Below are 14,299 nucleotides of genomic sequence, written 5' to 3'. Positions count from 1 at the left end.
TCCCCTTCACGAACTGTTCCCAGTGGTCCGACCTCGGGAGGTAGTTCCACGCGGCCGCCATGTCGAAACGGCGCGCCGCCCGCGCACGTGCCGAACGCCTGTCGCCACCAACCCTACGGACGCGGAGTCGTCGGGGTGCGCCTGCGGGGAGTAGTCAGGGGCGGTTCACAGGTGGGAGTCGGCGACGGCGAGTGCCTGGTCGAGGATCTCGAGACCTTCGCGGGCTTCGTCGGCGGTGACCGTGCACGGCGGCACGGCGTGGATCCGGTTGAAGTTCGCGAACGGCAGTAGACCGTTCTCCTTGCACGACGCGACGACGGCGTTCATCGCCGCGCTGCTCGCGCCGTACGGTGCCAGCGGTTCCCGGGTCTGCTGATCGGCGACCAGTTCGATGGCCCAGAACACCCCGGTGCCGCGGACCTCGCCGACGCTGGGATGGCGTTCGGCGAGTTCGGCCAGGCCGGGCCCGAGCACCTCGGCGCCGATGCGCGCGGCATTGCCGACGATGTCCTCGTCGGTCATCGCATTGATCGTGGCCACCGCCGCCGCCGTGGCGAGCGGGTGGCCGGAGTAGGTCAGGCCGCCGGGGTACGGGCGGTGCGCGAAGGTCTCGGCGATGGCCGGGCCGATCGCGACGCCGCCGAGCGGCACGTAACCGGAGTTGACGCCCTTGGCGAAGGTCAGCAGGTCCGGGACCACGTTGAAATGGTCGATGGAGAACCATTTGCCGCTGCGCCCGAAGCCGGCCATGACCTCGTCGGCGATCATGATGATGCCGTAGCGGTCGCAGATGTCGCGGACACCGGCGAGGTAGCCGGGCGGCGGCACCATGATGCCCGCGGTGCCGGGGATCGACTCCAGCAGGATCGCGGCGATCGTCGACGGACCTTCCATCCGCACGATGTCCTCGAGGTGGGCCAGCGCGCGGGCCGACTCCTCGGCCTCGGTGGTGGCATGGAACTGCGAGCGGTACAGGAACGGCCCGAAGAAGTGCACGACGCCGGCATTGCCGTGGTCGTTCGGCCACCGGCGGGGGTCGCCGGTCAGGTTGATCGCGGTCTCGGTGCCGCCGTGGTAGGAGCGGTACCGGCTCAGCACCTTGTACTTGCCGGTGTGCAGCCGGGCCATCCGCACCGCGTGCTCGACGGCGTCGGCGCCGCCGTTGGTGAAGAACACCTTGTTCAGCTCACCGGGCGTGCGCTCGGCGATGAGGCGGGCGGCCTCGGACCGGGCGTCGTTGGCGTGCTGCGGCGCGACGGTGCAGAGCTTGGCGGCCTGCGCCTGGATCGCGGCGACGACCCGAGGGTGCTGGTGGCCGATGTTGGTGTTGACCAGCTGGCAGGAGAAGTCCAGCAGCCGCCGGCCCTCGCCGTCCCAGATGTAGCTGCCCTGCGCGGCGGTGATCGTCATCGGCGTGATCTCGGCCTGCGCCGACCACGAGTGGAAGACGTGCGCGCGGTCGAGTTCGTAGGCGCGGGCAGCCTCGGCGCGGGCGTCGTCGATCGACAGGCCGTTCGGCAGGGTTGCTTCGTTGGTGACAGTCATGTTTCTCCTCTAGCGCCGAGCGTCCGGTTGTTGCCGCCGCTACTCGGGCGATGCGTGCAACAACCGTACTCTCGGCGGCTGGTGACTACTGATTCTGCGGGAAGCCGAGGTTGATGCCACCGTGGCTGGGGTCGAGCCAGCGCTGGGTGATGGCCTTGCCGCGGGTGAAGAAGTTGACGCCTTCGGTGCCGTGGGCGTGGCTGTCGCCGAACAGTGAGTTCTTCCAGCCGCCGAAGCTGTAGTAGGCCATGGGGACCGGGATGGGCACGTTGATGCCGACCATGCCGACCTCGACCTCGTTCTGGAAGCGCCGGGCGGCGCCGCCGTCGTTGGTGAAGATCGCGGTGCCGTTGCCGTACGGGTTGGCGTTGATGAGCGCCACTGCGTCTTCGTAGGATTCCACCCTTACCACCGACAGGACGGGACCGAAGATCTCGTCGGTGTAGACGCTCATCTCGGGGGTGACGTTGTCGATCAGGGTGGGGCCGAGCCAGAATCCGTCCTGCCCGCCGTCGGCCTTCACCTGGCGGCCGTCGACGACGATCTTGGCGCCGTCGGCTTCGCCGGCGTCGATGTAGGAGGCCACCTTGTCGCGGTGGGCCTTGGTGACCAGCGGGCCCATGTCGGAGTCCTTGGTGCCGTCACCGGTCTTGAGGGTGGCGGCGCGTTCGGCGATCTTGGCGACCAGGTCGTCGGCGATCGGACCGACGGCCACCGCCGCGGAGATGGCCATGCAACGTTCACCGGCGGAGCCGAAACCGGCGTTGACCATGGCGTCGGCGGCCAGGTCCAGGTCGGCGTCGGGCAGGATCACCGCGTGGTTCTTCGCCCCGCCGAGGGCCTGGACGCGCTTGCCGGCCGAGGTGCCGGTGGCGTACACGTACTGGGCGATCGGGGTGGACCCGACGAACGACACCGACTTGACGCTCTTGTTGGTCAGCAGTTCGTCGACCGCGGTCTTGTCGCCCTGCAGGACGTTGAACACCCCGGGCGGCAGACCGGCCTCGGCCCACAGCCGGGCAAGCCACAGTGAGGCCGAGGGGTCCTTCTCGCTGGGCTTGAGGACCACGGTGTTGCCGGTGGCGATCGCGATGGGGAAGAACCACATCGGCACCATGGCGGGGAAGTTGAACGGGCTGATGATGCCGACGACGCCCAGCGGCTGGCGGATGGAGTAGACGTCGACGTTCGTCGAGGCGTTCTCGGTGAAGCCGCCCTTGAGCAGATGCGGGATGCCGCAGGCGAATTCGACGACCTCCTGGCCGCGGGACACCTCACCCAGGGCGTCGGAGAGCACCTTGCCGTGTTCGGCGGTGATGATCGCGGCGAGTTCGTGCTTGCGGGCGTTGAGCAGTTCGCGGAAGGTGAACAGGATCGCGGTGCGCTTGGCCAGCGAGGTGTCACGCCATGCCGGGAACGCCGCCGCGGCGGCCTCGATGACCGTACGCGCGTCCTCGACGCTGGCCAGTGCGACCTGACCGGTCACCTCACCGGTCGCCGGATTCGTCACGGGCGCGGTGGCCTGCGAGCCGCCCGCGAAGATGTCGTTGTTGCACCAGTGCTGCACTGCGTTCGCCATACCCAGAAGTGTGCGGCTTCGCCGCCGCCATGGAATGGCGCATAGTGTCACCGATTTCTGGCGCAGCGCTACATTGTGTAAATGGCGATGACCGTGGCGGACGTGATCGGGCTGCCGGTCGTCGCACGCGGCGCCCCGCAGGTGCTCAGCGCGTGCCGCTGGGACGACCCCATCCGCTGGGTGCACGTCGGCGACGTCGCAGATCTGTCCGCGCTGCTGCAGGGCGGCGAACTGGTGCTGACCACCGGCGGCGGACTGAACAGCCACCCGCACCGCTACCTGCAGGGTCTGGCCGACGCGGGGGCCGTCGGCGTCGTCGTCGAACTGGGCACGACGATGGCGGAGGTGCCCGCGAGGGTCGCCGAGGACGCCGCCCGCCTGGGGCTGGCCCTGGTCGCACTGCACCGGCAGATCAAGTTCGTCGACGTGACCGAGGCGGTGCACCGGCGCATCGTCGCCGCGCAGTACGACGAGGTGGCGTTCGACCGCCGCGTGCACGAGACGTTCACCGAGCTGAGCATGAAACGCGCGTCGGCGGCCGGCATCGTCGACGCCGCGGCGCGGATCCTCGACGAGCCGGTCGTGCTCGAGGACCTCGCCCACCAGGCGCTGGCCGTCGCACCGGGCGGGGACGCGGCCGCCACGCTGCTGCAGGACTGGGAGCGGCGCTCACGGATGACCGCCGGCGGCGAGGACTGGGCGGTCACCTCCGTCGGTCCCCGCGGCGAGGAATGGGGCAGGCTGATCGTGCCCGCGGTGCCCGCGGACCGGTCCCGCGCGACGATGGTCCTCGAGCGTGCGGCCGCGGCGCTCGCCCTGCACCGGATGATCGAGCGCAACCGCAGCGGACTGCACCAGCAGGCCCAGAGCGGGCTCATCGACGACGTGCTGCAGGGCCGCATCACCGACGAACGGGAGGCCGCGGCACGGGCGCACGCCCTCGGGTTGCGCAAGACCACCCGGTACCTACCGGTGGTCGTACGCGTCGACCGCGGCGCCGCCGTGCTGGATCCCGTTGTCGCACAACAACGCAACGTGGCGTTGCTGGACGCCGTCGCGCACACCGTCAACGCCGCCGGCCACACCGCGCTGTGTTCGATCCGCCGCGACGGGGAGATCGGCGCTTTGCTGGCGCTCAACCCCGCGCGCGGCGGCTGGGACCGGGCGCTCAGCGCGCTCGGCGAGCGCATCCACGCCGACCTGCGCCGCTTCGACGGCAGCACCCGGTCGGTGTGCGCGGTCGGCGACCCCGCCACCGAGATCGTCGAGGCGATCCACGGGCTCGGCGAAGCCGCCCACGTCGGCGAGGTCGCCATCGCGATGCACGGCAAGTCCCAGGCGGTCTACCGCGCCTCCGACGTGCGCCTGCGCGGGCTGATCGCGCTGTTGCGTGACGATCCCCGGGTGCAGCAGTTCGCGGAGACCGAACTGCGGGCACTGCTGGTCGACGACGACAACCGCGCGCTGTCCAATCTCGAGGTGCTGCGCCAGTACCTGCAGGTCGCGGGCAACAAGGCGGCGCTGGCGCAGCGACTGCACATCAGCCGCCCCGCGCTCTACAAGCGGCTGGCGGCGATCGGCCGGACGCTCGGCGTCGACCTCGACGACGCGGAGTCCATGACGTCACTGCACGTGGCGATGCTGATCCTGGACTCCCAGCGGCGCGCCGCCCCCGACGCCCTGACCCGCTGAGCGGCCTCGACTGGTGGTTTCACTTCGGCCGTCTGTGGGCAGCCTGCATCCACGGATTTCCAGTGGGACATACGACGCCGCGACCGTGGCGTTCGACCATGAGGTGACGCTCGTACCGGGCGCCGATCGGCGAACCCGGCGGGCGTCGGATGCTTTCGTGCGTTCGGTCCGCGACGGAAAGAGGGATGTCGGTTGGGTGTTGAGGGAGCTGGGGAGGCTTCGTTGACCTCTTCGGCGCGCGCGCTTTTCGCCGCCGACCCGGAGGTGGGCGCGCATCTCGCCGAGGTCGACTGGGCGGCGACCGCGCTCGGTCCGCCCGCCACCTGGCCGCAGAGCCTGCGCACCGCGGTCAGCATCCTGTTGTCGTCGCGTTTCCCGATGTGGATGGCGTGGGGTCCAGAGCTGACGTTCTTCTGCAACGCCGCCTACCGCCGGGACACGCTGGGACGCAAGTACCCCTGGGCGTTGGGCCGCCCGGCCAGCGAGGTGTGGGCGGAGATCTGGCCCGACATCGGCCCGCGGATCGAATCGGTGCTCGCGACCGGCCACGCCACCTGGGATGTGGCGCTGCTGTTGTTCCTCGAACGGTCCGGATACTCCGAGGAGACCTACCACACCTTCTCCTACAGCCCGCTGCGTGACGACGGCGGCCGCGTCGTCGGCATGCTGTGCGTGGTCAGCGAGGACACCGAGCGGGTCATCGCCGAGCGCCGGATGGCGACCCTGCGCGACCTCGGATCGGATCCGAGCGTCGTGCGCACCGAGGAGCAGATGCTGGCCTTCGCCGCTGAACAGCTCAGCGGAAACCTCTACGACCTGCCGTTCACCCTCACCTATCTGTTCGACGACAGCGGCGATGCGCGGCTCGCCGCGGCCAGCGGGATCGCGCCTGGACCGCCGGCGGCTCCGGAAACGCTGTCCGCACAAGGACTCTCGGTGTGGCCCGTCGAACTGCCCGCTCAGGGTGAATCGGTGCTGCTCGACGTCGACGGCGAGTCGCTGCGCCTGCCGCGCGGCGTGTGGCCCGACCCGCCCGCGCAGGCGCTCGTGGTGCCGCTGCTGCAGCAGGGCGCCGATCCGGTCGGCTTCCTCGTCGCCGGCCTGAACTCTCACCGGCGGCTCGACGCGGGCTACCGCGGGTTCGTCGAACTCGTCGCCGGGCACCTCGCCGCCGGGATCGGCAGCGCCCGCAGCTACCGGGCGCAGCAGCGGCGGGCCGAGGAACTGGCCGAACTCGATCTGGCCAAGACGACGTTCTTCTCCAACATCAGCCACGAGTTCCGCACGCCGCTGACGTTGATCCTCGGCCCGCTGGCCGAACTGCGTAACCGCACCCCGGGCCTCGACGAGCAGGCGCATCACGAACTGGAACTGGTGCACCGCAACGGGTTACGGCTCGCGAAACTGGTCAACACGCTGCTCGACTTCTCGCGGATCCAGGCGGGCCGGATGCAGGCGCGCTTCGAACCCGTCGACCTCGCCGCCGTCACCGCCGAGCTGGCCAGCGTGTTCCGCTCCGCCGTCGAGCGGGCGGGTCTCGAGTTCACCGTCGACTGTCCGCCGCTGGCCGAACCGGTGTACGTGGACCGGGACATGTGGGAGAAGGTCGTTCTCAACCTCCTGTCCAACGCGCTGAAGTTCACCCTCGAAGGCGCCGTCACGGTCCGGGTCGCCCACGAGGGCGGCGAGGCGGTGGTCACCGTCGCCGACACCGGGGTCGGGATCGCCGAGGCCGACCTGCCCCGGCTGTTCGAGCGGTTCCACCGGATCCAGACCACCGACGCGCGGTCCACCGAGGGCAGTGGAATCGGGTTGGCGCTCGTCAAGGAACTCGTCGGCCTGCACGGCGGCACGATCACCGCGCAGAGCGAGGAGGGTCGCGGCACCACCTTCACCATCGGGATGCCCTACGGTGCAACGCATCTGCCGCCCGACGACGTCGCGCCACCGCGACGGGTCTCGGCCGTCTCCGACATCGCGGACCCGTATGTGCAGGAGGCGCTGCGCTGGTTGCCCACCGAGCCCAACGCAGGTGTCGACGCCGGCGTCACCGGCGCCGTCTCCGGGTCCGCCGACGCCGGGGCGCGTGTGCTGATCGCCGACGACAACGCCGACATGCGGTCCTACCTCACGGGCCTGCTCCACGGCGCCGGATACGAGGTCACCGCGGTGACCGACGGGCACGAGGCGCTGGAATCCGTCCGCGCCGACATCCCCGACCTGGTGGTCAGCGACGTGATGATGCCGCGGCTCGACGGTCTGGGCCTGGTGGCGGCGCTGCGGACCGAACCCCGCACGGCCGCACTGCCGGTGCTACTGCTGTCCGCGCGGGCGGGTCAGGAGGCGTCGATCGAAGGCCTGCAGGCCGGCGCCGACGACTACCTCGTGAAACCCTTTGCGGCAGCGGAATTCCTGGCCCGGGTACGCGCCAATGTGGCCCTGGCGCGGTTGCGCAACCACCACAACCGCTGGCGCACCGCGCTGATCGACTCACTGCAGGAGGCGTTCTTCGTCTGCGACGAGGACGGTGCCATCGTCGAGATCAACACCGCGTTCACCGAGATCCTCGGCTACGGTCCGGAAGGGCTGCCGTACCAACCCGTTCAGCCGTGGTGGCCGGACCCCGACACCGATCCGGACGGCTACCGGCTGACCAGCCGGGCGTTCTCGGGAGTGCTCGAGCAGATCCACGGGGACCACACATTCCCGGTCGTGCACCGCGACGGGCACCGGGTGTGGGTCAGCGCGAGCTTCAACCCGGCCGAGGATCCCGACACCGGCCGTCGGGTCACGGTCGGCACCTTCCGCGACGTCACCGCCGAGCATTACACCGTGCAGCGCGAGTCCGCGCTCGCGGCGCTCAACGCACAACTCGTCGACGCCGACACGCTCGACGGGGCACTGCACGCCGCCGTCGGCGAACTGCTCCGGCTGTGGCAGGCCCGCCGGGTGCTCGCGGTCACCTTCCCGGCCCCGCACGCGCCGGACAGCGACGCGGTGCCGGACGTCATCTGCGCCGGTGAACCCGCGCGGTGGCGGGAACTCCCCGCGCGCCATCGCAGTGCGATCACCGCGCTGCGCGACGCCGACCTGCTGACCACCGACACCTCGGAGTACGGCACCGCGGGAATCACCATGCAGCACCCCCGCGGCGTGCTCGTGCTGTGGATCGAACTACTCGAGCAGCGTCCCTTCACACCCGAGGACCACACGCTGCTCACGGTGCTCGCCAGCCGCCTCGGGCAGGGTCTGTCCCGTGTCCACCAGCTCGACCAGCAGCGGGAGACCGCGCTGACCCTGCAGCACGCGATCCTGGGACCGGCCCGGCTGCCCCGCGGTTTCACCGTCCGCTACCAGCCGGCCACCCGGCCCCTCCAGGTCGGCGGCGACTGGTACGACGTCGTGGACCTCGACGGCGGCTGCATCGCGCTGATCGTCGGCGACTGCGTCGGCCACGACCTGGACGCGGCCACCGTCATGGGTCAGCTGCGCAGCGCGTGCCGGGCGCTGCTGCTCGACCACCCGAGCCCCGGCGCGGCGCTCGGGGGTCTGGACCGGTTCGCCGCCAGGCTGCCGGGGGCGCGCTGCACCACCGTGTGGTGCGCGGTGCTCAACCCCGACACCGGTGAACTCGTCTACTCCAGCGCGGGCCATCCGCCGCCGATCCTCGTCGACGCCGACGGCACCGTCCGAACCCTCGACGAGGCACGCGGTTTCGCGCTGGCGCTGCGGCCCGACGAGCAACGGCCCGAAGGCCGGGTGACCCTGTCCGCGCGCGCCACGCTGCTGCTCTACACCGACGGGCTGGTGGAGCGCCGCCGCGCCTCGCTGGACACCGGGATCGGCCGCGCCGCCGACCTCGTCGCCGAAGGCCGCGCCGCCGCCCTCGACCATGTCGCCGACGAGTTGATGTCGCGGCTGGCACCCGAGGGCGGCTACCAGGACGACGTGGCGCTGCTGCTCTACCGTCAACCCGCGCCGCTGGACATGGTCTTCCCGGCGCGCAATGAGTTCCTCTCGAGTTCCCGTGGCGCACTTCGTCGTTGGCTCGCCCAGGCCGGGGTGGGACCGGATCAGGCCATGAACGTGCTCATCGCGGCGGGTGAAGCGGTGGCGAACGCGATCGAGCACGGCCACCGGGACCGGCCCGACGGGTTCGTCACGCTGCGGGCGACGGCCATGGTCGACCGGCTGTACGTCTCGGTGCTCGACACCGGTTCGTGGAAACCGCCACGGACCAAGGCCGACACCCGGCGCGGCCGGGGTGTGGCGCTGATGGAGGGCCTCATGGATGATGTCACGATCCGGCCCGGTGACGACGGCACCGCCGTCCACCTCAACGCGAGGATCATCTGATGGCCACACCGCTCACCGTCAGCGCCGATCGGCACGAGGACGGCACCCCGCTGCTGGTCGCCGCCGGTGAGATCGATCTGAGCAACGTCGACACCTTCAGTCGGGCCCTGTCCACCGTCGTCGACGGCGCCGGGGGACCGGTCACGGTGGATCTCAGCGCGGTCGAGTACCTGGACAGCGCCGCGATCGGCGCCTTGACCGTGCACGCCGACCAGATGCCCGGCCTGCGGCTGCTGGCCAACCCGTACCTGATCCCGGTGCTGCGGATCAGCGGTATCGACCAGCTGGCCACCGTCGAATCGGCCGGCCGGGACGGGGAGCCGGGCCCGGGTTAGCCGCCGCCGCGGGAACCGGTGGTGTTTTTGCCGGTCGCAGGGGGTATGCCGGGCGCACTAGTGGGCGCGGGGAAGGTGTGCTGCGGTGATCGGATGGCTCGACAGGCTGCAACAGCGTAGCCGCGTCATCGGCTACATCATCGCGGTCGTCTACAAATACGTCGACGACCAGGGCGGCTACCTCGCCGCGCTGATCACCTACTACGCGTTCGTCTCGATGTTCCCGCTGCTACTCCTGCTGACCACCGCGCTGGGCGTGGTGCTCGTCGGCCGTCCTGAACTCCAGCAGCAGGTCGTGGAGTCGACCGTCAGCCAGTTCCCGCTCATCGGCGAGCAGTTGGCGCAGCCCGAGAAACTCAGCGGCGGGGTGGCCGCCGTCGTCGTCGGCATCCTCGGCGCGCTGTACGGCGGGTCGGGAGTCGGGCAGGCCATCCAGAATGCGATGGACTCGGTGTGGGCGGTGCCGCGCAACAAGCGGCCGGATCCTTTCCGGTCGCGCATCCGCAGCCTGCTGCTGCTGCTCGTGCTGGGCACGGCGGCGATCGCGGCGACGGTGCTGTCGGCCATCGGCCGCGCCGTCGACGACTTCGGCGCACTCGGCACGACCGCCATCCTGCTGGCCACCATCGCGATCAACACAGGGATCTGTCTGGTGGCGTTCCGGATGACGACGAGCCGCGAGCTGACCTACCGGGACGTGCTGCCCGGCGCCCTCGCCGCCGCGGTGGTCTGGCAGTTCCTGCAGTGGTTCGGCGCGGGTTACGTCGCGCGGACGATCAGCTCGGCGAGCGCCACCAACACCGTGTTCGCGCTGGTTCTCGGTCTGCTGGCGTTCCTCTACCTGGTCTCGGTCACCTTGGTGTTGTGTGCGGAGCTCAACGTCGTGCGGGTCGACCGGCTGTATCCCCGGGCGCTGCTCACGCCGTTCACCGACGCGGTGACGCTGACCCCGGCGGACCGCCGTACCTACACCCGGAAGGCGAAAGCGGAGCGCGTCAAGGGTTTTCAACACGTGGCGGTGACGTTCGAGGCCGGCTCGGGCGACCGGTCACACCCCCAGGAGGTTCTCGATCCAGCTGCGGGCGAAGTAGACGAGGAAGCCGGCGGCCACGACCCACAGCAGCGGGCTGATCTCGCGGGCCTTGCCGGCGCCGGAGCGGACGACCACCCACGAGACGAACCCGACGCCGATGCCGTTGGCGATGGAGTACGTGAAGGGCATGGCGGCCACGGTGAGGACCACCGGCAACACCACTGAGAACTCCGACAGTTCGATGTGCCGCAGTTGCGACACCATCATCGCGCCGACGATCACCAGCGCGGCCGCGGCCACCTCGGTCGGCACGATCGATGCCAGCGGGGAGACGAACATCGCCGCGAGGAACAGGGCGCCGGTGATCAGGTTCGCCAGTCCGGTGCGCGCACCCTCCTCGATACCGGCGCCGGACTCGATGAAGACCGTGTTCGACGACGCCGACGTCGCACCACCGACCGCGGCGCCCGCCCCTTCGACGATCAGCGCCGAGCGCAACCGTGGGAACGTGCCCTGCGCGTCGGCGAGACCCGCCTCCCGCGACAGCCCTGTGAACGTGCCCATCGCGTCGAAGAAGTTCGCGAACACCAGCGTGAAGACCAGCATGACCGCCGCGAGGATGCCGATCCGTTCGAAGCTGTCGATCAGGCTGAACTCGCCGACCAGCGACAGATCCGGCAGCGCGAACGGCGAACCGGACAGCTGCGGCACCGACAGTCCCCAGCCGCCCGGTTTGTCCTGGGCCGAGCCCAGGTCCCAGATCGCCTCGACGACGACGGCGACGACCGTGCCGGCCACCAGCCCGATCAGGATGCCGCCCCGCACCCGCCGCGCGACCAGCACACCGGTGATCAGCAGCGTGATCACGAAGATCAGCGTCGGGACGGTGCTGATCGAGCCGAGCCCGCCGGATCCCAGCCCGACCGGCGGCGACGCCCGCCCGGTGGAACTGACGAAGCCCGCATCGACCAGACCGATGAACAGGATGAACAACCCGATGCCGGCGGTGATGGCGAGCTTCAGCTGCATCGGCACCGCGTCGAACACCAGTCGGCGCAGACCGGTCACCGCCAGCAGCACGATGATCAGACCGTTGATGACCACCAGGCCCATGGCCTCGGGCCACGACACCTCGCCGACCACGGTGGTCGCCAGGAACGAGTTGATCCCCAGCCCGGCGGCGAACGAGAACGGCAGCCGGGCGATGAGGCCGAACAGGATCGTCATCACGCCCGCCGCGAGCGCGGTGGTGGCCGAGACCTGGGCGAACTGCAGCGTGTTGCCCTCGACGTCCTCGGCGCTCGACAGGATGATCGGGTTCAGCACGATGATGTAGGCCATCGCGATGAACGTGACCAGGCCGCCGCGGACCTCCGCGCCCAGGCTGGACCCGCGCGCGGAGATCTCGAAGAAGCGATCGAGGCGATTCATGGGACGAACCCTAAGGTGAACCGCCGCAGACGGCGAGTTACCACGTCCGGCTCGGAGAATTCCTACATTGGGTCGGTGACCACAGCGCACCCGCGAACACGGGACGAGACTCGCCTCGGTGCCGACCAGCTCGCCGCCCTCGCCGCCGTGATCGAGTTCGGCAGTTTCGACGCCGCCGCCGACCGCCTGCACGTCACACCCTCCGCGGTGAGCCAGCGCATCAAAGCGCTCGAACAGCGGGTCGGCCAAGTGCTGGTGGTCCGTGAGAAACCCTGTCGCGCAACGGCATCGGGTGTTCCGCTGCTCCGGCTGGCGGCGCAGACCGCGCTGTTGGAGGCCGAGGCGCTCGGGGAGCTGGGCGGCCCGGGGACCACACAGCTGCCGCGGGTGGCCGTCGCGGTCAACGCCGACTCCATGTCGACCTGGTTCACCGCCGTGCTCGGGGAGGTCTCCGACGTGCTGTTCGACCTGCGGATCGAGGATCAGGACCACTCCGCGCGGTTGCTGCGCGAAGGGGTGGTGATGGGTGCGGTCACCACCGAGCGCAGCCCGGTGCCCGGGTGCCGCGTGCAGGCGCTCGGGCTGATGCGCTATCTCCCCGTCGCGAGCCCGGCCTACGTCGAGCGCCATCTGCCCGAGGGATTCACCGCCGCGGCCGCGGCGCATGCGCCGTCGCTGGCGTGGAATCGTGACGACGCCCTGCAGGACTCGCTCATCCGCAAGGCATTCCGACGGGCGGTCACCCGGCCGGTGCACTACGTGCCCACCGCGGAGGGCTTCGGCGCGGCCGTGCGCGCGGGGCTGGGCTGGGGCATGTACCCGGAGCACCTCGCCGCGCCGGACCTGGCCGACGGGTCCTTCGTCCGCATCGCCGACGTCCACCTCGACGTGCCGCTCTACTGGCAGTGCTGGAAACTCGACAGCCCGCTGGTCGCCAGGGTCACCGGTGCGGTCCGGTCCGCGGCGGGCGGACTGGCCCGGCGCAACGTCAGATCCGCCCCTCGAGGATGAGGTTCCAGTAGACACGCGGCAGCACGTAGCGGTCGAAGGCCCACGCCGAGAGGCGCGAGCGCAGCGGGTCGAGGAACGACGGCAGCGACGACGCCACCGCACCGGAACGGTCGTACTCGCCCGGGATGAGGCGGTGCGCATCGGTGGTGACGGGCGCGACCGTGTACCCGTCGTAGTCCTGCAGCCGCCCGCCGCTGCGTGCGGCGAGCAGGTTGTCGACGAGGATAGAAATCTGGCGTCGCAGCGCACCGCCCGACGGATCGGTCTCGACGGCCGCGGCGTCACCCGCGGCCCACACCTCGGGGTGAGCGCGGTGCCGCAGGGTGCGGGAATCGATGTCGATCAGACCGTGTGGGCGCGTGCCCGTCAGCCCCGAACTCTCCAGCCACCGGGCCCCGCGGAACGGTGGCACGAGGTGGAGCATGTCGTACGTCAGCTGCTCGACCGTGCCGTCGCCGCCGGTGACCGTGACGCTGCGCCCCGCCGGGCTCAATTCGGTGACCGCGGTCCCGAACAGCACGCGCACGCCGAGCGCCCGCAGCCGGTCGAGCAGTCGGGCGTGGATCGCCGGGGAGGGCACGAGGTCCGGCCGGTCGACGACGAGCGTGATGTCGACGCCGGGAAGGCGTCCGGTGCGCTTCCAGTGCGCGGCGGCGAGGAACACCGGCTTGATCGTCGTCGCAGTGCAGCTCACCGGCGGACGGGGCACGGTGAACACCGCATGTCCGCCGCGGGGCATGTCCTGCACCAGCTGCCAGGTCTGCTCGGCGCGGTACACGTAGTTGCTGGCCACCGACGGATCGTCGAGCGCCGTGTGGATGCCGGCCAGCGCGTCGTTGTCGGGGACCAGTCCGGTGCCGAGGACCAGGTCGCGGTAGCGGTAGCGGCGCCCCGAGGCGCACCACACCGTGCGGCCGGGCGCGTCGATCATCACCGCCGAGTCCTGCACCCAGGTGCATCCGCGGGGGATCACCGATCGCTGCGTGCGCTCGGCGTCCCCCATCGACGCCTGCCCGCCACCAACGTAGGACAGCAACGGCCGGTAGGTGTGGACGTGCTGCGGTTCGATCAGCCCGACATCGTCGACCCCCCTGCGGATCAGGCGTGCCGCCGCGCTCACCCCCGCGTTGCCGCCACCCACGACCAGTACCTCGAACGCACGATCGACCCGGTCACTGCCCGCACCCACGAGGAGGCGTTACCCGCGGCAGTGGCCTGCCAACCCTCTCGTCCGGTCGGGTGCCGGGCGCTGCGTTAGGCTGCGGCGAGCACCGCCAGTGTGTTCCGCGTATTTGCGGGGCCAGTGGTGTGAAGGGG

8 protein-coding genes and 1 pseudogene are annotated in these 14,299 nt (G+C 70.4%); 5 read left to right on the top strand and 4 right to left on the bottom strand.

Annotated features, from left to right (window positions below; genetic code table 11):
- Positions 1-165: 165 nt before the first annotated feature.
- Together G6N30_RS18945 and G6N30_RS18940 are read right to left on the bottom strand one after the other, a co-directional pair.
- A complete protein-coding gene (locus G6N30_RS18945) occupies positions 166-1,545 on the bottom strand; it encodes an aspartate aminotransferase family protein (RefSeq protein WP_134057998.1) in 1,380 nt (459 codons plus the stop codon).
- Positions 1,546-1,630: 85 nt separating this feature from the next.
- The gene (locus G6N30_RS18940) at positions 1,631-3,124 is read right to left on the bottom strand and encodes a CoA-acylating methylmalonate-semialdehyde dehydrogenase (RefSeq protein ID WP_134057996.1); all 1,494 of its coding nucleotides are present in this window, start codon (positions 3,122-3,124) and stop codon (positions 1,631-1,633) included.
- An 81-nt stretch (positions 3,125-3,205) separates the two neighbouring features.
- Between G6N30_RS18940 and G6N30_RS18935 the strand changes: the two genes are divergently transcribed.
- The 4 genes from G6N30_RS18935 (at position 3,206) to G6N30_RS18920 (ending at position 10,765) form a co-directional block, all read left to right on the top strand.
- The gene (locus G6N30_RS18935) at positions 3,206-4,816 is read left to right on the top strand and encodes a PucR family transcriptional regulator (RefSeq protein WP_134057994.1); all 1,611 of its coding nucleotides are present in this window, start codon (positions 3,206-3,208) and stop codon (positions 4,814-4,816) included.
- Between the two features lie 192 nt (positions 4,817-5,008).
- Entirely contained in the window at positions 5,009-9,172 is a 4,164-nt protein-coding gene (locus tag G6N30_RS18930; RefSeq protein WP_134057992.1) for a SpoIIE family protein phosphatase, read from the top strand.
- On the top strand, positions 9,172-9,507 hold the full coding sequence (locus G6N30_RS18925; RefSeq protein WP_134057990.1) for an STAS domain-containing protein: 336 nt from the start codon (positions 9,172-9,174) through the stop codon (positions 9,505-9,507). Before G6N30_RS18930 ends, G6N30_RS18925 begins: the two co-directional genes overlap by 1 nt.
- A gap of 85 nt (positions 9,508-9,592) precedes the next feature.
- Positions 9,593-10,765, top strand: a complete 1,173-nt coding sequence (locus G6N30_RS18920; protein ID WP_179965495.1) for a YihY/virulence factor BrkB family protein — start codon at positions 9,593-9,595, stop codon at positions 10,763-10,765.
- Here G6N30_RS18920 and G6N30_RS27300 read toward each other — a convergent pair.
- Positions 10,766-11,881: pseudogene (locus tag G6N30_RS27300) on the bottom strand (NCS2 family permease); the annotation flags it as partial. It lies immediately after the preceding gene.
- 165 nt (positions 11,882-12,046) lie between these two features.
- Here G6N30_RS27300 and G6N30_RS18910 point away from each other — a divergent pair.
- A complete protein-coding gene (locus G6N30_RS18910; protein ID WP_134057986.1) occupies positions 12,047-12,982 on the top strand; it encodes a LysR family transcriptional regulator ArgP in 936 nt (311 codons plus the stop codon).
- On the opposite strand, the gene G6N30_RS18905 is transcribed toward G6N30_RS18910, so the two are convergent.
- Entirely contained in the window at positions 12,960-14,171 is a 1,212-nt protein-coding gene (locus G6N30_RS18905; protein ID WP_134057984.1) for an NAD(P)/FAD-dependent oxidoreductase, read from the bottom strand. The genes G6N30_RS18910 and G6N30_RS18905 overlap by 23 nt on opposite strands.
- Between the last annotated feature and the right edge of the window lie 128 nt (positions 14,172-14,299).

This window comes from Mycolicibacterium litorale (assembly GCF_010731695.1).
Classification (GTDB): Bacteria; Actinomycetota; Actinomycetes; order Mycobacteriales; family Mycobacteriaceae; genus Mycobacterium; species Mycobacterium litorale.
This window is presented reverse-complemented; position numbering and strand designations above follow the sequence as displayed.